Origin of the sequence: Luteococcus struthionis (genome assembly GCF_048595755.1) — a bacterium.
GTDB lineage: Bacteria > Actinomycetota > Actinomycetes > Propionibacteriales > Propionibacteriaceae > Luteococcus.
The window spans coordinates 96,881-113,990 of record NZ_CP184360.1; the positions used below are offsets into that span (position 1 = coordinate 96,881).

Annotated in this window: 13 protein-coding genes; 3 read left to right on the forward strand and 10 right to left on the reverse strand. The window is 69.2% G+C overall.

The window, feature by feature from the left end; genetic code table 11:
• Positions 1 to 66: 66 nt before the first annotated feature.
• Entirely contained in the window at positions 67 to 1,041 is a 975-nt protein-coding gene (locus ACOAMO_RS00455) for a DUF4439 domain-containing protein (RefSeq protein ID WP_420175636.1), read from the forward strand.
• Here ACOAMO_RS00455 and ACOAMO_RS00460 read toward each other — a convergent pair whose 3' ends face one another.
• The 7 genes from ACOAMO_RS00460 to dxr all read right to left on the reverse strand — a co-directional run bounded on the left by ACOAMO_RS00460 (position 1,042) and on the right by dxr (position 11,699).
• Complete coding sequence (locus ACOAMO_RS00460; protein WP_420175637.1) at positions 1,042 to 1,827, reverse strand: sulfite exporter TauE/SafE family protein; 786 nt, start codon at positions 1,825 to 1,827, stop codon at positions 1,042 to 1,044. It abuts the gene before it with no gap.
• A 249-nt stretch (positions 1,828 to 2,076) separates the two neighbouring features.
• The gene (locus tag ACOAMO_RS00465) at positions 2,077 to 3,825 is read right to left on the reverse strand and encodes a proline--tRNA ligase (RefSeq protein WP_420176937.1); all 1,749 of its coding nucleotides are present in this window, start codon (positions 3,823 to 3,825) and stop codon (positions 2,077 to 2,079) included.
• 315 nt (positions 3,826 to 4,140) lie between these two features.
• A complete protein-coding gene (locus ACOAMO_RS00470) occupies positions 4,141 to 5,001 on the reverse strand; it encodes a GNAT family N-acetyltransferase (RefSeq protein ID WP_420175638.1) in 861 nt (286 codons plus the stop codon).
• A 1-nt stretch (position 5,002) separates the two neighbouring features.
• Positions 5,003 to 6,145 carry a flavodoxin-dependent (E)-4-hydroxy-3-methylbut-2-enyl-diphosphate synthase gene (gene ispG / locus ACOAMO_RS00475; protein WP_420175639.1) on the reverse strand — a complete coding sequence of 381 codons (1,143 nt, stop codon included), beginning with the start codon at positions 6,143 to 6,145 and terminating at the stop codon, positions 5,003 to 5,005.
• A gap of 155 nt (positions 6,146 to 6,300) precedes the next feature.
• Positions 6,301 to 9,018 carry an ExeM/NucH family extracellular endonuclease gene (locus tag ACOAMO_RS00480; protein ID WP_420175640.1) on the reverse strand — a complete coding sequence of 906 codons (2,718 nt, stop codon included), beginning with the start codon at positions 9,016 to 9,018 and terminating at the stop codon, positions 6,301 to 6,303.
• 153 nt (positions 9,019 to 9,171) lie between these two features.
• Positions 9,172 to 10,476: a M50 family metallopeptidase gene (locus ACOAMO_RS00485; protein WP_420175641.1), complete on the reverse strand. Its 1,305-nt coding sequence runs from the start codon at positions 10,474 to 10,476 to the stop codon at positions 9,172 to 9,174.
• The gene (gene dxr / locus ACOAMO_RS00490) at positions 10,473 to 11,699 is read right to left on the reverse strand and encodes a 1-deoxy-D-xylulose-5-phosphate reductoisomerase (RefSeq protein WP_420175642.1); all 1,227 of its coding nucleotides are present in this window, start codon (positions 11,697 to 11,699) and stop codon (positions 10,473 to 10,475) included. Before dxr ends, ACOAMO_RS00485 begins: the two co-directional genes overlap by 4 nt.
• 85 nt (positions 11,700 to 11,784) lie before the next feature.
• Between dxr and ACOAMO_RS00495 the strand changes: the two genes are divergently transcribed.
• Complete coding sequence (locus ACOAMO_RS00495; RefSeq protein ID WP_420175643.1) at positions 11,785 to 12,885, forward strand: LOG family protein; 1,101 nt, start codon at positions 11,785 to 11,787, stop codon at positions 12,883 to 12,885.
• A 3-nt stretch (positions 12,886 to 12,888) separates the two neighbouring features.
• Here the strand turns inward: ACOAMO_RS00495 and ACOAMO_RS00500 are convergent, their stop codons facing one another.
• Positions 12,889 to 13,512: a response regulator gene (locus ACOAMO_RS00500; protein ID WP_420175644.1), complete on the reverse strand. Its 624-nt coding sequence runs from the start codon at positions 13,510 to 13,512 to the stop codon at positions 12,889 to 12,891.
• Positions 13,509 to 14,639 carry a sensor histidine kinase gene (locus ACOAMO_RS00505; protein ID WP_420175645.1) on the reverse strand — a complete coding sequence of 377 codons (1,131 nt, stop codon included), beginning with the start codon at positions 14,637 to 14,639 and terminating at the stop codon, positions 13,509 to 13,511. The genes ACOAMO_RS00500 and ACOAMO_RS00505 overlap by 4 nt, the downstream gene beginning before the upstream one ends.
• Before the next feature lie 117 nt (positions 14,640 to 14,756).
• Between ACOAMO_RS00505 and ACOAMO_RS00510 the strand changes: the two genes are divergently transcribed.
• Positions 14,757 to 15,605, forward strand: coding sequence for a type II CAAX prenyl endopeptidase Rce1 family protein (locus ACOAMO_RS00510; RefSeq protein ID WP_420175646.1), 849 nt, complete (start codon positions 14,757 to 14,759; stop codon positions 15,603 to 15,605).
• A gap of 86 nt (positions 15,606 to 15,691) precedes the next feature.
• On the opposite strand, the gene gdhA is transcribed toward ACOAMO_RS00510, so the two are convergent.
• Positions 15,692 to 17,026, reverse strand: coding sequence for an NADP-specific glutamate dehydrogenase (gene gdhA / locus ACOAMO_RS00515; protein ID WP_420175647.1), 1,335 nt, complete (start codon positions 17,024 to 17,026; stop codon positions 15,692 to 15,694).
• Positions 17,027 to 17,110 lie beyond the last annotated feature (84 nt).

A 17,110-nucleotide genomic window follows, 5' to 3' on the forward strand; every position in this document is an offset into this window, starting at 1 on the left:
TTTGCGCACTTTCGCACAAATGGTGGGCTCACGCCTGCCACCCCCCGAACCGTCTAGGATCGGCCCATGCGCAGCCCCGCACCCACCCGCCGAGCACTCCTGCTGGGCGCCTCGACGCTGAGCGTCGGGATGATGTGCGGGTGTGTCCCCTCCCCGACGATCCGGGGCGGTCGCGCCGCCGAACCCGTCGCCGCCGCCACCCCGGATACCGCGCTGGTGCAGGCCCGCGCCGACGAGCGGGCCCTCGTTGGCCTGCTGAGTACTGCCGTTGCCGGGACAGGCAAGCGCACCCCGGCCCAGACCACCGCCCTGAGGCAACTGCTGGCCGCGCACACCACCCACCTGCGGGTACTGGAGCGTCCCGACCCGCTGCAGGCCGGGGCCAGCGCCCAGCCCGAGGAATCCCCCACCCCGTCAGGCGCCCCGGGTGCCGACTGGGCGGCGCTGGCCGGCCGGATCGGAGCACTGGAGAAGACCGCGCAGCAACACCACCGCGCCGCGGCCCAGACCGCGACCGATGGCCCGATGGCCCTGCTGTATGCCTCGTTGAGCACCTTCGCGGGGCTGAACACCGTGCCCGGGCGGCCCATCGCCGTGGGCCGGACCACCCCGGCCCGCGTGGAGGTGGGCAGCCGCACCGAGGCACTCGACGTGCTGCTCAGCCGGCTGCGGGCCTTGGCGGAAGGGCTGGAGATCGGCCTGGGACAGGTGCCCAGCACCGACAAGGTCGTCGAGCCCATGCGCAAACACCTCGCCGAGGTGTGGGCGGCGCGGGACCGCGTCGCGGCGCAGTTGTGGGCCGACAAGCGGGAGGTCCCGCCCGCCGAGCTGGGCTACGTGATGCCCGGTGGTTTCTCGTCGGTGGCCGAGGCCCGCAAGACCTGGGCGGCCCTGGAGGACGGGGTCACCGCCGGCTGGGCGCGCGTGGCCGCTGCCTCGACGGGGACACAGCGGGAGCAGGGCCTGGACGCGATGCTGGCTCAGGCCCGGGTTGCGCTGGCGATGGGCGCGCCGCTGACCCGTTGGCCCGGCTGGGTCTGATCAGGGCACGAACAGCACGACGGTGTCCCAGGCCAGTTTCAGGGCCAGCACCCCGACGACCAGCAGGAAGACCCTGCGCACGAACCCATTGCCGTGCCGCACCGCCATCCGAGCCCCGAGCAGGCCTCCGGTGAGGTTGGCCACCGCCATGCACAGCGCCACGGGCCACAGGATGTGCCCGGACAGGGTGAAGACGGTGATGGCGGCGACATTGGTGGTCAGGTTGGCGAGCTTGGTCAGGGCCGAGGCCTCCAGGAAGCCGTAGCCCAACACCGCCACCAGGCCGATCACGAAGAAGGTCCCGGTCCCCGGGCCGAGGATGCCGTCGTAGAGCCCGACCCCGGCGCCGAGGCCCAGCAGCCGCCACCAGTGCGCGGGGCCCTGATGGCGCAGGTGCTGCTGCAGGCCCAGCTGCGGACGTCGCAGGGTGTAGGCACCGACGACGAGGATGACGACCAGCACGATCGGGGTGAACCAACGCCGGGGGACGTGCTGGGCCAGGTTGGCCCCGACGGTGGACCCCAGCCACGCGGTGGCCATCAGCGGCAGCGCACTCCCCCAGTCGACGCGGACGCTGCGCAGGTAGGTGAGGGTGGCCATCAGGGTGCCGGATGCCGCGGGGAGCTTGTTGGTTCCGGCGATGGTGGCCACCGGGGTGTCGTCGGGCAGCCCGATCAGCAGGGCCGGCAGCTGGACCAGCCCTCCCCCGCCCACGACGGCGTCGATCCAGCCCGCGACGAAGGCCGCGAGCACCAGGCCGAGCATGACGTGGGGGGCGACGAGCACGCCACCACCCTAGGGCTGGTCACGCGAAAAGCTTCACCCCGACGCGTGGGGCGGCCTCACGAAGTGCCTTGTCCGGTTTCGTGCGCCAGGACACGATGGCGCCGGAAACGTGCGCCTGGCGCTGGAAACTTCGGGCGCCAGGGGTCGGTTTCGTGCGCCGGGAGTACGTGGCGCACGAAACCGCCGGTGGACATGGCACTGCCCCCGACGCCAGACGGCATCGGGGGCAGTGGCTGGGGACCGTGTGACTCAGTGGCCGTGGATCTCCTTCAGCACCTCGGCCAGGGCATCCTCGACGGCCACCGAGCGCTTCTCGCCGCTCTTGCGGTCGCGGATCTCCACCTGGCCGTTGGCCAGGTCACGGCCGATCACGACGGCGGTCGGCATGCCCAGGATCTCGGTGTCGGCGAACTTCACACCGGGGCTGGCCTTGCGGTCGTCCAACAGCACTGCCACGCCCGCCTCGTCGAGTTCGGAGGCGAGCTTCTCGGCGGCGGCGAAGATCTCCTCGCCCTTGCCGGTGGCGACGATCTCGACGTCGAAGGGCGCCAGCGAACGGGGCCAGCACAGGCCCTTCTCGTCGCAGGTGCCCTCGGCGACGGCGGCCACGGCACGCGAGACTCCCACGCCGTAGGAGCCCATGGTGACAGTGACGAGCTTGCCGTTGTGGTCGAGCACCTTCAGCCCCAGCGAATCCGCATACTTGCGGCCCAGCTGGAAGATGTGGCCCATCTCGATGCCGCGGGCCAGGGTCAGCGGGCCCGAACCGTCGGGGGCCGGGTCGCCCTCGCGCACCTCGGCGACGTCGATCACGCCGTCGGGGGTGAAGTCGCGGCCGCAGACCAGGTCGATGACGTGGTGGCCGGGCTCGTTGGCGCCGGTCACCCAACGGGTGCCCGCCACGACGCGCGGGTCGCACAGGTAGCGCACCTTGCTGGCATTCTCCTCACCCAGCGCCTCGGGGCCGATGTAGCCCTTCTTGAGGTTCGGGTACTTCTCGAAGTCGGCGTCGGTGAAGTCCAGCACCTCGGCCGGCTCGACGGCGGCCTCCAGGCGCTTCTCGTCGACGGCGCGATCACCGGGCAGACCGATGGCCAGCGCCTCCTCGGTGCCGTCGGGGTAGCGCAGCTTGAAGACGACATTCTTCAGGGTGTCGGCGCCGGTCCACTCGCGGTCGTCGCGGGGGAAGTCCTTGTTCAGCAGGGCGACCAGCGTCTCGATGGTCTCCGAATCCGGGGTCGCCTCGACGTGCGCGGCGGGCGCCTCGGCGTAGTCGACGGGCTCCGGGGCGCTGATCCGCACGGCCTCGACGTTGGCGGCATAGCCACCGGGCGAGCGCACGAAGGTGTCCTCACCATTGGGGGCGACGGCCAGGAACTCCTCCGACTTCGAGCCACCCATCGCGCCGGCCATGGCCTGCACGATCACGTAGTCGAAACCGAGGCGGTCGAAGATCTTGATGTAGGCCTCGCGGTGCTTCTGGTAGCTGGCCTCCAGGCCGGCGTCGTCGATGTCGAAGGAGTAGGAGTCCTTCATCACGAACTCGCGGCCGCGCAGGATGCCGGCGCGCGGCCGGGCCTCGTCGCGGTACTTGTTCTGGATCTGGTACAGCGCCAGCGGAAGGTCCTTGTAGGAGCTGTAGAGGTCCTTGACCATGAGGGTGAACATCTCCTCATGGGTGGGGCCGAGCAGCAGGTCGGCACCCTTGCGGTCCTTGAGCCGGAACAGGTTGTCGCCGTACTCGGTCCAGCGGTTGGTGTCCTCGTAGGGTTCGCGTGGCAGCAGCGCCGGGAAGTGCACCTCCTGCGCACCGATGGCCTCCATCTCCTCACGGACGATGGTCTCCACCTTGTGCAGGACCTTCAGCCCCAGCGGCAGCCAGGAGTAGATGCCGGGAGCGACGCGGCGGATGTAGCCGGCGCGCACCAGCCAACGGTGGCTGGGCACCTCGGCATCGGCGGGGTCGTCGCGCAGGGTGCGAACGAACAGCGAACTCATGCGAGAGATCATCGAAGTCATCCTTCTGCACCGCCGGCCTTCGCGACCACCGATGGGGAACGCCCTCGGCTGCCCTTCAGCCTGGCGTCGCGGTGCAGGCGTCAGCCTATCCCCCGCACCGCCGCGCAATCACACGACCATCGGCGCCACAGTTCACGGATCGGCACGTTTTCCTTGTGCAGTTGAATTCCTCACAGCGCTGGGGCATCCTGCTGGCAGAGCACTTGTGCAGTGACCCCCGAGACTGCGCAAGTGCTCTCCTGCTGCCCGGGCCCGCCGGGTGACGGTCAGCAGAGCGCCGTCAGCAGAGCGTCGTCAGTAGAGCACGGTGGCAAAGGTGCCCACCCGGCTGAAACCCACCCGTTCGTAGAGCTTCACCGCGGCGGTGTTGTAGTCGTTGACGTACAGGCTGACCACTGGCCACTTCTCCCGGCACAGCCTGACCACCGAGACCATCGCCGGCACGGAGAGTCCCTGGCCGCGCAGCGAGGGCTCCAGCCACACGCCCTGCACCTGGCAGAACATCCCGGCCGCACACCCCACGTCGGACTTGAAGATCACGCGGCCGTCCTCGACGATGCCGAAGGCCCTCCCCTGGTTGATGGTGCGGCGCACGTGGTTGCGGTAGCTGCCGCTGGACTCCAGCGGGCTGACGCCCACCTCCTCGGTGTACATCTTCACGGCGGCCTCGAAGTAGGCGTCGAAGTCCTCCATCGTGATGCGACGCACCCGGTCGTCCCCCGGCAGTTCCCCATCGACGTTCATCGACATCAACGGCTGTTCGGGGCGCAGGTCGCGCACCGAGGACCAGTCCCCGCCCCAGCGCTGGCTCAGCCCCTCCCACAGCTTCAGGGTGGGTTCGGCCACGCCCATGATGGAGGCGGCGCGACGACGCGGCCCCAGGTAGCGGATGTAGGCGTCCAGCGCCTCGTCGTCTGCGTTCACCGGCACCAGGTTGGAACCGGCGTGGCACAGGCTGACCAAGCGCCTGTCACGCTCGAAGCCCAGCACGGTGCACCCCAGCAGGTAGGGATCGAGCCCGGCATTGCGCACCCGCGAGGCGACGAAGACGTTCTCGAGCGGACTGCCCATGAGCAGGGCCATCACCTCGTCGAGGTCGTCATTGCTCAGGATGCGTAGGGACCCCTCGCCGCCCGAGTCTGAGCGGCGCGCCACCTCAGCTGACCTGGACCTCGGGCTGGCCCACTTCCGCAGATTCCGCAGCAATGCGGTTCGCCTCCTCGATCAGGGTCTGGACGATCTCGGCCTCGGGCACGGTCTTGATGACCTCACCCTTGACGAAGATCTGGCCCTTGCCATTGCCTGCCGCAACGCCCAGGTCGGCCTCACGGGCCTCCCCCGGACCGTTGACGACACAGCCCATGACCGCAACTCGCAGCGGAGCCTCGAGCCCCTCCAGGCCCTCGCTCACCTTGTCGGCCAGCCCCCAGATGTCCACCTGGGCACGGCCGCATCCGGGGCAGCTCACCACGTCGAGCTTGCGGGGGCGCAGGTTCATGGCCTCCAGCAACTTGGTGCCCACCTTGACCTCCTCGACCGGATCGGCCGAGAGCGAGACGCGGATGGTGTCACCGATGCCCTCGGCCAGCAGGATGGCGAAGGCGGCACTCGACTTGATGGTGCCCTGGAAGGCGGGCCCGGCCTCGGTCACGCCCAGGTGCAGCGGAACGTCGGTCTGCGAGGCCAGCAGGCGGTAGGTCTGGACCATCACGATGGGGTCGTTGTGCTTGACCGAGATCTTGTAGTCCTTGAAGCCGACCTCCTCGAAGAGGCTCGCCTCCCACAGGGCCGACTCGACCAGGGCCTCGGGGGTGGCCGAGCCGTACTTCTTCATCAGGCGGGGATCCAGCGAACCGGCGTTCACACCGATGCGCAGGCTGACGCCCGCATCGGTGGCGGCCTTGGCGATCTCGGCCACCTTGTCGTCGAACTTCTTGATGTTGCCCGGGTTGACGCGCACGGCAGCACAGCCGGCGTCGATGGCGGCGAAGACGTACTTCGGCTGGAAGTGGATGTCAGCGATGACCGGGATCGCACTCTTCTTGGCGATGATCGGCAGGGCTTCGGCATCGTCCTGGCTGGGGCAGGCCACGCGCACGATGTCGCAGCCGGCCGCGGTCAGCTGGGCGATCTGCTGCAGCGTGCCGTTGATGTCGGTGGTCTTGGTGGTGGTCATCGACTGCACCGAGATGGGATGTTCGCTGCCGACGCCGACCTTGCCGACATTGATCTGGCGGGTCTTGCGACGAGGGGCCAGGACGGGTGCGGGAAGCGAAGGCATGCCAAGTGCGACGGTCATGCCCCCAGAGTAGTGGACGACGGAACATCGGACGATGTCGCAGAGACGACGAGGGACGCGGCATCGCCCAGCTGCGGCCCCGCCCAACCTTCATCCAAACGGCAGGAGCCCCTCCGCGAGGGAGGGGCTCCTGGTCGGTCTGGGCTTGCCGAGCGTCAGCGGGTGCTGACCACGGCCTTTCCGTTGCCCTTCTGGGGAGCGGTCAGCGTGATGCGGGTCTCCTCCAGCGCGGCGCCGTCACGCAGCACCACGGCCTCCACGCTGCTCCACTTGTTCAGCTTGCCCGAGGAGTAGCCCTGCTCTGCGGGCACGGTGACGCTCTGCTGGCGTCCGCCCCAGTCGCCGACCAGCTGCAGCTGGTCACCGGGCTCGGTGGGCTCGACGCTGATCTGGAAGCTCTTCTTGTCGCCCTCGGCGCTGATCACCGGGGTGACCTGCTTGCGCGCGTCCTTGATGCCCACCAGCACGGGGTCGTGGTCGCTGGAGGCATAGGCCGTGGGTTGGAAGAAGTCGACCACGTTGTAGTTGCGACGCGAGTACTGCATCGCCACGGACTCGTCGCCATTGATGTTGAGGTCGTCGGCGCCACTCACCAGGGCCCGGGCAGCCTCATTGGCCAGGGCATGGTCGAGCGAGCCCAGCCGGCCGCCGAACTGGTAGCTGGTCGATTCGGGGCTGAACTCGCGCACCAGGTTGGTGAAACCTGCCTGCTCCAGGATCTGGATGGGGGTCTCCTCGGAGTAGGCGTTGAAGTCGCCCATCAGGAAGACCGGCTCGCCGGGCCACATCTGCTCGGTCCAGGCGGCCAGGTCACGCGCCTGCTCCTCACGCGAGGGATTGGACAGGCCCTGGCCGGTGCCGTCGTCCTCGCCCGATCCCTTGCTCTTGAAGTGGTTGGCGACGGCGACGAACTGCTGGCCGGTGGCCACCGACTCGAACTTCTGGCCCAGCGGCTGGCGGGCATTGGCGAAGTCCGGGCTGTCCAGGATCACCGAGTCGTTGACCGGGGAGACCTTGGCGGGCTTGTAGATGAAGCCGGTGCGGATCACGTCCTCGCTGGCCGGCAGGATCGTCGGGCTGGGCGCGTAGGCGTAGGTGCCAGCCCCCACCTTGGCGTTGAGGGCATCCACCAGGGCCTTCAGGGAGGCGTCCCGGTCGTGGTTGAAGCGCGCGGAGTTCTCCACCTCCATCAGGGCAACCACGTCGGCATCGAGCATCTCCAGCGCGGCGACGATCTTGGCCTGCTGGTCGGCGAAGGCTTCCGGGGTGTAGGCCCCGCGCACGGTGCACCCATTGGAGCCGACGGGGGTGCCGTTCATGTCCGCGTAGTCGCGGCAGCCTTCCTCGTCCTGCCCCAGGTCGGTGAAGTAGTTGAGCACGTTCATGGAGCCGAGCTTCAGGTCGCCACCAACAGCCGGGGCCGCGGTGGGGCGGTCGTTCTCGGTCTTGACCGGGTCGTTCTCGTCGGTGGCACCGACGATCTGGTCGATCGGCTGGTAGTTCCACTGGAAGCGGTAGTCCAGGATCACCGGCTGGGTGAAGTCCACCTGCGAACCAGTGCGCATCGGCTCGTCCTGGCTCAGGTACGGCAAGGGGCTCTGCTTGGCCGTGGCATTGCGCATGTAGTCCCAGCTGGAACCGTCGTCCAGGGTGATGTACTTCTTGGCCTGCTCTGCCTCGTAGGCGGCTGCCTCGCCGGGCGCCACGCGGTCGGTGGGGGTCCACAGCGGCTGCTCGCCCTGTGCCAGCCCCACCTGGCCGTAGTTGTTCAGGTTGTAGTTGTTGGTGATCGTGTAGGTGCCTTTGGGCAGCACCAGCATGCCCTCGTAGGCCTCCTTGTCGGCATCGGTGACCGGCAGCGTGGTCAGCTCGGTCGGCTGCACCGGATCGCAGTCGGCGGCGGGGCTGAGCTGCGGCTTGGTGAGCTGGGTCAGCCCGTTGTACTCGGCGGGGATGCCGGTGACGGTGTAGCACTCCCCCGGCTTCGCGGTCGGTGCGCTGCCGGTGTAGACGAAGATGCCGTCCGAGGCCTCGCCAGCGGCCTTGGCGGTGCCGCCGGTGCCGGGCGTCTGCAGGTAGAAGCCGTTGAAGCCGCCCGTGGGGTAGCTGGCGGTGACGACACCGGTGGTGGTGACGCTCTGCCCCGCCATGGGCGTGCTGTCACCGGTGCCCTGGATCTGGGCGATGGTCACGCCGGGGGCCGGCGTCGGATCAGGCGTCCCGGTGGGTTCGGGGGTAGGGGTCTCGGAAGGGTCCGGGGTGGGCGTGGGAGCCGGGCCGGGCTCACTGCCCTGGTTCTGCGGGGTGGGGCTGCCCGCGGTGAAGTCGGCGCTGTTGTCGTCGCTGTCGGCGCCGTTGGTGCGGCTCACCGAGGTGGTGTTGGACGCGGCAGGGGCGCCGGCAGTCTCCACCTTGGTGGCGGTGCCATAGCCCACCAGGTCGACCACGGCACCGCTGGCATCGACCAGCTCGACGCTGCCGTTGGCGCCCGCCATCGCGGCGGTGCAGGTGGCATCCGGGGTGGGCAGTGCCTCGGTGCCCCCGGAGCCCTTGGCCTGTTGGACGAGGAAGTGGCCACCGGCGGCCACGGTGCCGCTGAGCGTGCACGAGTTGCCCAGGTTTCCGGCCGCCGAGTAGTAGTTCAGCTTCCAGCCGGTCAGGTCGATGGCCTCACCGGTGCCGTTGAAGAGCTCGACGAAGTCATGGGTGAGGGTGGCGCCGGAATTGCCACCTCCGCCGTAGACCTCGTTGACGACCAGGTGGTCGGAGGCGGCCTGCGCAGGCAGGACGTTCAGGCCCTGTGCGAGCAGCCCAAGGCCCAGGGCTGCGCTCGCCAGGCTGCGCCGCCAGGGCGTGCTGGTGTTGTGGGACATGCGGACTCCATGAGTGACGTGAGGGATGGCGAATGCCATGCGACACGCTACCCACCTGAAGGGATGCTGAGTGCTCCCTCAGCTGCCCTTCGGCACAATTCACCCAGATGTCATTCGCCGGTGAACTCTCCGCAGCCGCGGTAGCGCCTGGGATCAGAAGACCTTCACCGGGCTGAACAGGTCGGCGATGATCAGCACCGCACCCGCCAGTGCCAGGAAGGCCCCCACGCCATAGGCGATCGGGAGCATTCGTGCCGTGTCGACGTGCCCCGGATCGGGACGCCCCAGGAGCCGGGCCAGCCCCCGCCGAAATCCTTCGTACAGGGCCCCGACGATGTGGCCCCCGTCCAGCGGGGGCAGGGGGACGCAGTTCAACAGGCAGACGAACAGGTTGACCGAGCCGAGCATCGCGAACCAGGAGGCGATCTTGTCGGCCCGGGTCAGCTCGGGCGTGCCGGCGATCTCACCGGCCACCCGGCTGGCGCCGATGATGGAGATGGGCCCGTTCTGGTCGCGCTGCTGGCCGGTGACCAGGTCTGTGGCCACATTCCAGACCTTCACCGGGAAGCGGGACAGCGCCGTCACCGACTGCTTGGTCTGCAACCACATGTCCTGGGCCGTCACCCCCAGGCCGCCCCGCACCCGCTCGGTGGTGGGGGTCACGCCCAGGAATCCGGCCTCGACCGTGCGTGCCGGGTCCAGCTGATCCCGAACGCCCGTGACGATGGTGTCCACCGCTGGCAGCGGGACCCGCCGACCGTCGCGCTCCACCACCAGACGGGCCGAGGAGGAACCGTTGGCGCGGATCAGTTCGGACAGCTGCTCCCAGCTGTGCAGGTCGACGCCGTTGAAGCTGACGATGCGGTCACCGGCGCGCACGCCCGCGGCCTGCGCCGGCGAGAGCGGGTCCGCGTCGGTGCAGGCTCGGCTCTCGCGGGCCGCGGGCACCACGCACTCACTGACCTGGGCCACCACCAATTGCGCCCGGTACTGGCCGTGCAGTCCGTTGATGGCCGCGAAGATCGCGAAGGCCAACAGCAGGTTCATCAGCGGGCCACCGGCCATCACGATGACCTTCTGCCAGACCGGCTTCTGGTGGAAGAGCCGTCCGTCGTCGGCCGGCGTGATCGTCTCGTATTCATAGGCCCGGGCCTCGTCGGCCAGCCGCTGCAGCGCGCCCGGGGTGCTCTGGGAGGCCGGGGCGCCCTGCGGCGCGCTGGCCGGTGGGTACATGCCCACCATCCGCACATAGCCGCCCAGGGGGATGGCCTTGATCCCGTAGTCGGTGTCACCACGTCGGGTCCGCCACAGGGTGCGGCCGAATCCGACGAAGTACTGCGTCACCTTCACTCCGAAGAGCTTGGCGGGCAGCAGGTGGCCGATCTCGTGCAGGGCGATCGAGGCCATGATGAGGGCGAAGAAGCCCACCGCGGCCACGACGGTGACCAGCAGGGTCATGCCCCGGAAACCTCCGCAGCGCGACGACGCGCCCAGTCATCGACGGCCAGCACCGCCTCGACGCTCATCTGCTCATCGCTGAGGTGACCGCCATCCTGGCCGGCCAGCGCGACGTGTTCGTCGACCACCGCGGTGACCGTGTCGACGATGTCGAGGAAGCCGATCCGACCGTCGCAGAAGGCATCGACGCACACCTCGTTGGCAGCGTTGAAGACCGCCGGGGCGGATCCGCCCAGCTTCCCGCACCGACGGGCCAGCTCGATGGCCGGGAAGGCCTGGCTGTCCACGGGTTCGAAGTGCCAGCTGACCGGGCTCGACCAGTCATTGGGCGCGGAGGCACCCTCGACGCGCCTCGGCCAGGCCAGGCCCAGCGCGATCGGCAGCTTCATGTCTGGCGGGCTGGCCTGGGCGATGGTGGCGCCGTCGTGGAATTCCACCATCGAATGCACGATGGAACCGGGGTGCACCACCACGGTGATGTCGTCCAGGTCGACGTCGTAGAGCAGTGCTGCCTCCAGCAGTTCCAGGCCCTTGTTCATGAGGGTCGAGGAGTTGATGGTGACCACTCGGCCCATGTTCCAGCTGGGGTGGGCCAGCGCCTGCTCGGGGGTGACCTGGGTGAGCTCCTCGCGCTTGCGGCCCCGGAAGGGCCCGCCGGAGCACGTGAGGATCAGACGACGCACCTCGTCGGCGCGCCCGGAGCGCAGGCACTGGGCGAAGGCGGAGTGCTCGCTGTCGACGGCCACGATCTGCCCGGGGGCCGCGGCCTCGGTGACCAGGCGCCCCCCGATCACCAGCGACTCCTTGTTGGCCAGCGCCAAGGTGGTGCCGGCCTGCAGCGTCGCCAGGGTGGGACGAAGCCCGGCGGCACCGGTGATGCCGTTGAGCACCACGTCGCAGGGGTGGGCAGCCAGCTCGGTGGCGGCGTCGGGGCCCAGCAGGATCCGCGGCAACACCACCTGCCCCTCATTCCAGCCGCGCTTCTTGGCCTCCGCGTAGAGGGCAAGCTGCAGGTCCTGGCCCGCGGTGGCCCGTGACAGGGCCACCACCTGGGGCTGGAATTCGAGGATCTGCGCGGCGAAGAGCGCAACGTCGGAACCTCCCGCAGCCAGGCCGACCACCCTGAACTGGTCCCGGCGGGTCGAGATGACCTCCAGCGCCTGGGTACCGATCGAACCGGTGCTGCCCAAGATCACCACATTGCGAGTCTGTTCGTCTGCCACGCCCCTCATCCTGACACAGGGCCCTTGCCGCCCGGCCCCTGCCGTGAGTCTAGGCTTGCCGCAGACACCTTGGAGGTTCCCCGTGATGACCCAGGCGCATGAGATCGAGACGCTCGAGGCCTTCGACCGGCACGTCGGTGCTGGTCTGTCCCTGCAGCACTGCATCGTCCAGTCGCTCGACCTGACCGGCCGGGACGAGCAGCTCGCCAGCGCGGAGGTCCGCTCCACCATCTTCCTGGGCTGCCACTTCGGCCCGGGCATGGAGCACTTGCTGCGCCAGCGCGGTGCCCTGCTCTTTCCACGCCTTCCCAGCCTGCCCTTCGATCCCTACCAGCCCCGGCTGTACACCCCCGAGGACCTCTTCGACGCCGTGGTGGACGGCCAACCCTACGACGACTGCCTCGACGCCCGCATCTACGCCTGGCACCAGGCCCAGGGGGTGCGCCCCGCCCTGGCGGCGACTCTGTCCACCAGCCTGCACGACCATGCCATCGACGATGCGCTGGACGAGTGGTGCCATGCCCATCCCTCGGCGGGCGCCATCGGGATCATGGGTGGGCACGCGGCCTCCCGCGGAAGCGCCGAATTCCGTTCCGCCGCGAGGCTGGCCGGGGCTCTGACGCGCGGCGGCCGGCTCGTGATGACCGGGGGTGGCCCGGGCGCGATGGAGGCCGGGAACCTGGGCGCCTACCTGGCCCAGGAACCGGAGGCCCTGGAGCCCGCCGTGGACGTGCTGGCGAGGGCAGGGGACTTCCACCAGGACCTCACTGCCTGGGCGCAGGCCACCTTCGAGGTGCGTCGGCGCTGGCAGCCCTCGGGGGAGTCGGTCGGCATCCCCACCTGGTTCTACGGCCACGAGCCGCCCAATGGCTTCGCGACGGTGGTGGCCAAGTACTTCTCCAATGCCATCCGTGAGGACACCCTGCTGCAGCGCTGCCGCGGTGGCATCGTCTACCTGCAGGGTGCGGCCGGGACGGTGCAGGAGATCTTCCAGGCCGCCACCGGCAACTACTACTGCCCCGACGGCGAGCCCACCACGCCGATGGTGTTGGTGGGACGGGAGCACTGGACCCAGACCTTGCCCGCCTGGCCGCTGCTGGAGGCGCTGGGACGCGACCGGCAGATGGGCACCCGACTGCACCTGGTGGACGACGTGGAGGAAGCCGCCGAACTGTTGCTGGGCTGAGACTCAGCCCTGCAGGAGTCGGTAGAGCGTCAGCGCCAGCCCGGTGCGGTCGCGTTGCTCGAGTTTGCGCAGCAGTGCCGAGACATGGTTCTTCACCGTCCCCTCCGACAGGTGCATGGCTGCGGCGATCTCCCCATTGGTGGCGCCACGGGCCACCTGTTCGGCCACCAGACGTTCGGTGCGGGTCAGCACCGCTAGCGGGTCCTCCCGCTGCGCTCCGCGCCCCAGGGCCAGTCGCGCGACCCGCGGGTCGATCACCAGTCCCCCTGCCGCCACCTCGTGGAGTGCTTCGGCCAAGCGGGTGGTGGAGACGTCCTTGAGCAGGAAGCCCGCCGCCCCGGCCGACATCGCACCGGTAATGATGTCCTCGTCGTCGAAGGTGGTCAGCACCACCGCGGGCAGGCCGGGATGCAATTCGGCCAGGCGCTGCACCAGGGTGATGCCGTCCATGCCCGGCATGCGCGCATCGGTCAGCACCACGTCCACCGAGCAGCCCCGCAGGACCGTCAGGGCCTCCTGCCCATCGGCCGCCTCGGCCACCACCTCCAGCCCGTCCTCGAGCTCCAGCAGCATCCGCAGCCCACGCCGCAGCAACTGCTGGTCGTCCACCAGCAGGATCCTGGTCATCGCACTGCCTCCCGGGGGATCTCCCCCACGATCTCGACACCGTCTGGGCCGGGGCGCGCCTCGAAGCTGCCCCCGAGCTCCGCTGCCCGTTCCGCCAAGGATCGCAAGCCGAAGCCGGGGTTCAGGTCTGCCGGCCCTCCCCCGTTGTCGCTGAGCACCAGCCGCAAGCGATCGGGGCGCCAGTCCAGCAGCAGCCCCACCCGGGTGGCGTTGGAGTGGCGGACCACATTGGTCAGGCCCTCCTGGACCATCCGCAGCGCGAACAGGGAGCCGGCACGGTCCAGCTCACCCTCCTGGCCGGTGTGGGTGACCTCGACGTCCAGCCCTGTTCCGCGGAAGGATCGGGCGAGCGCCTCGAAGGCAGCATTGCCGCTGACCGCCTCCTCCCGCGGCGGGTTGAGGGCTCGCACCCAGCGACGCATGTGCGCCAGGGCATCGCTGGCCGTCTGCTTGGCGACCAGGACCTCCTCGAAGGCGCGATCGGCGTCGCGTTGGCGCACCTTCTCGGCGAACTCCAGGCTCAACACCACCAGGGTGAGCTGGTGGCCCAGCCCGTCGTGGAGCTCACGGGCCGATCGGGCCCGCTCGTCGGCCAGCATCAGTTCCTGCTCGGTGATAGCAGCCCGCCGCACCTCGTCGAGCAGCTCGGCATTGCACCGGCGTTCCCGGGACAGTTCGCCGAGCGCCTGCCCCAGCAGCACCCCCAGCAACAGGATGATCGCGGCCCCCGCGACGTCCGCCACGGCCATGGCAGAGCTGCGGCCCGCCATGTCGGGTGCGGTCAGTGCCATCGTGGCCACGATCGCCGCGACCACCGCGAGCGCGATCCTCGACCCATAGCCCAGACTCACCAAGGACACGCCGACCAGGAGCAGGATGCTGCCCAAGCCGCTGCCGCCATGGATCTGGACATTCAGCACGGTGCCGGCACACAGCAGGCCCAGGGCCCAGCGTTGCCCTCGGGTTCGCCACAGCACCCAGCCCAACAGGAAAGCAGCGGTGGAGATGGCGCCCAGGGCTCGCGCCCGCACGCCGGGCGCGGGGAAGGCGATGACCTGGACCACCAGCATCAGTCCCAGCAGCCCGATCACCAGGTCGAGCAGGCGCAGGACGCGAGCGGGAAGCATGGGGCCCAGCCTAGGACCGCCCAGCGTGCAGCACCCGTGACCGTGGTCATGGTTCCTGCCACGAAAGCACGACGCGGGGCACCTGTTCGGCGGCTCGCGAGGCGCTTGGCTGGAGTCATGACCGCACACCCCGCCCCCACCCGGAGCCGACTTCCCTTCTGGGCCTGCGTGCCGCTGGCCTGCCTGTTGATGTTCGCGCCCTACCTGGGCGCCGCACCGGTGGCCCTGATCGAGCCCTTCCTGCCCAAGAATCCGTCGCAGGAGGTCTCGAGCGCGGTGAACATCCTGGTCTCCTGCCTCATCCTCGCGGCCGCCCTGCTCATCTTCGGGTGGGTCGCCCGCCGCACGCTGGGCCGTCGGCTGGCGGAGATCGGCCTGCGGATCAGCCGCGATGCGTGGTGGCTGTTCGGCCTGGGATGGCTGCTGAGCAGTGTCGCCCTGGTGGGTAGCCAGCTGCTGGTCGGCGGTCTGGACCTCCCCCACCGCCAGTTCCAGGACGTCGAGGGTGCGGGGCTGGCAGGCAGCGCCCTGGCGATGGTGGTCCTGATGAAGGTCTTCCAGGCCGTGGCCATGCAGGGCATCCCCGAGGAGCTGCTGTGGCGCGGCTGGCTGATGCACTGCCTGGCGGCCCGACCGCGCGCTGCCCTGGCCGTCTCGGCACTCACCTTCGGCGCCATGCACTGGATCTCGCGGGGCGGGCAGCAGGGGCCGGGCGAGCAGTTCGTGTACTGCCTGCAGGCCGCCGGCTTCGCCTTCCTCGCCGGCGCCCTGGCGCTGCGTCTGAAGTCGCTGTGGTGCGCCATCGGGGTGCACGCCGGCCTGCACCTGACAAACCTGGCCCTGGCCTTCACCCCGCTGCTGTACGACGGCCCGACGGTCTGGGCGCTGCAGGCCGCCCTGTACACCGCACTGGGCCTCGCCCTGCTGGCGGCCTGGAAGGGAAGCCGGGTCGAGTACACGCGCTGAGCCCACAGACGTGACGACGGGCGGTGCACCCAGCTGGGTGCACCGCCCGTCGACGTCGGATCCGACCGGTCTCAGGGCCTAGGGGATCACACCAGGCCCATGGCGATCATCGCGTCGGCCACCTTGACGAAGCCGGCGATGTTGGCGCCCAGCACGTAGTCACCGGGGGCACCGTACTCCTCGGCGGTCTGGATGCAGTTGTCATGGATGTTCTCCATGATCTGCGCCAGGCGCTCCTCGGTGTACTCGAAGCTCCAGGAGTCACGCGAGGCGTTCTGCTGCATCTCCAGGGCGGAGGTGGCCACGCCACCGGCATTGGCCGCCTTGCCGGGCGCGTAGGCCACGCCGGCATTGCGGAAGGTCTCGATGCCCTCCGGGGTGGTGGGCATGTTGGCGCCCTCGGCCACCACCTTGACCCCGTTCTTCACCAGTTCCTTGGCGGCCGCGCCGGGCAGCTCGTTCTGGGTGGCGCAGGGCAGGGCGACGTCGGTGGGGATGTTCCACACGGTGCCGTCGGTGTGCAGGGTGGCGCTGGAGCGACGCGAGACATAGTCGGCGGCGCGCCCACGCTCCACCTCCTTGACCTGCTTGAGCAGGTCGAGGTCGATGCCGGCGGGATCATGGACATAACCCGACGAGTCGCTGAAGGAGTGCACCAGGGCACCCAGTTCCTGGGCCTTCTCGATGGCGTAGATGGCCACATTGCCGCCACCGGAGACGGTGACGCGCTGGCCCTCGAAGCTGGAGCCCTTGGCCTCCATCATCCGGTTGGCGAAGAGCACGGTGCCATAGCCGGTGGCCTCGGTACGCACCAGGGAACCACCCCAGGTCAGGCCCTTGCCGGTGAGCACGCCGGCCTCGTAGCGGTTGGTGATGCGCTTGTACTGGCCGAACAGGTAGCCGATCTCGCGGCCACCCACGCCGATGTCACCGGCGGGCACGTCGGTGTACTCGCCCAGGTGGCGGTACAGCTCGGTCATGAAGGACTGGCAGAAGCGCATGATCTCGTGGACGCTCTTGCCGTGCGGGTCGAAGTCCGAGCCGCCCTTGCCGCCGCCGATGGGCATGCCGGTCAGGGAGTTCTTGAAGACCTGCTCGAAGCCCAGGAACTTCACGATGCCCAGGTAGACGCTGGGGTGGAAGCGCAGGCCACCCTTGTAGGGGCCCAGGGCCGAGTTGTACTCGACGCGGAAACCGCGGTTGATCTGCACCTTGCCGTTGTCATCCATCCATGGCACGCGGAAGATGATCTGGCGCTCCGGCTCGCACATGCGCTCGAGCACGTTCGCCTCGGTGTACTGAGGGTTGCGCTTCAGGACGGGGCTCAGGCTGTCGAGCACCTCCTTGACGGCCTGGTGGAACTCCACCTCACCGGGATTGCGCTTCACGACGGTCTGGTAGACAAGGTCAAGATCAGCCATGGGGGTCTCCTTCTTCCGGACACGCTGGGCGTGTACCTCGGTATTGGCTGGCCCGGTACCGATCGGCTCCACGACGGAGGCCAA

Bases quoted from the DNA above. Each gene is read 5' to 3' on its own strand.
- ispG (WP_420175639.1), bottom strand. From the start codon at position 6,145: ATGACCGTCGCACTTGGCATGCCTTCGCTTCCCGCACCCGTCCTGGCC.
- ACOAMO_RS00510 (WP_420175646.1), top strand. From the start codon at position 14,757: ATGACCGCACACCCCGCCCCCACCCGGAGCCGACTTCCCTTCTGGGCC.
- ACOAMO_RS00485 (WP_420175641.1), bottom strand. From the start codon at position 10,476: ATGACCCTGCTGGTCACCGTCGTGGCCGCGGTGGGCTTCTTCGCCCTC.
- ACOAMO_RS00495 (WP_420175643.1), top strand. From the start codon at position 11,785: ATGACCCAGGCGCATGAGATCGAGACGCTCGAGGCCTTCGACCGGCAC.
- ACOAMO_RS00465 (WP_420176937.1), bottom strand. From the start codon at position 3,825: ATGAGTTCGCTGTTCGTTCGCACCCTGCGCGACGACCCCGCCGATGCC.
- ACOAMO_RS00455 (WP_420175636.1), top strand. From the start codon at position 67: ATGCGCAGCCCCGCACCCACCCGCCGAGCACTCCTGCTGGGCGCCTCG.
- gdhA (WP_420175647.1), bottom strand. From the start codon at position 17,026: ATGGCTGATCTTGACCTTGTCTACCAGACCGTCGTGAAGCGCAATCCC.
- ACOAMO_RS00505 (WP_420175645.1), bottom strand. From the start codon at position 14,639: ATGCTTCCCGCTCGCGTCCTGCGCCTGCTCGACCTGGTGATCGGGCTG.
- ACOAMO_RS00500 (WP_420175644.1), bottom strand. From the start codon at position 13,512: ATGACCAGGATCCTGCTGGTGGACGACCAGCAGTTGCTGCGGCGTGGG.
- ACOAMO_RS00480 (WP_420175640.1), bottom strand. From the start codon at position 9,018: ATGTCCCACAACACCAGCACGCCCTGGCGGCGCAGCCTGGCGAGCGCA.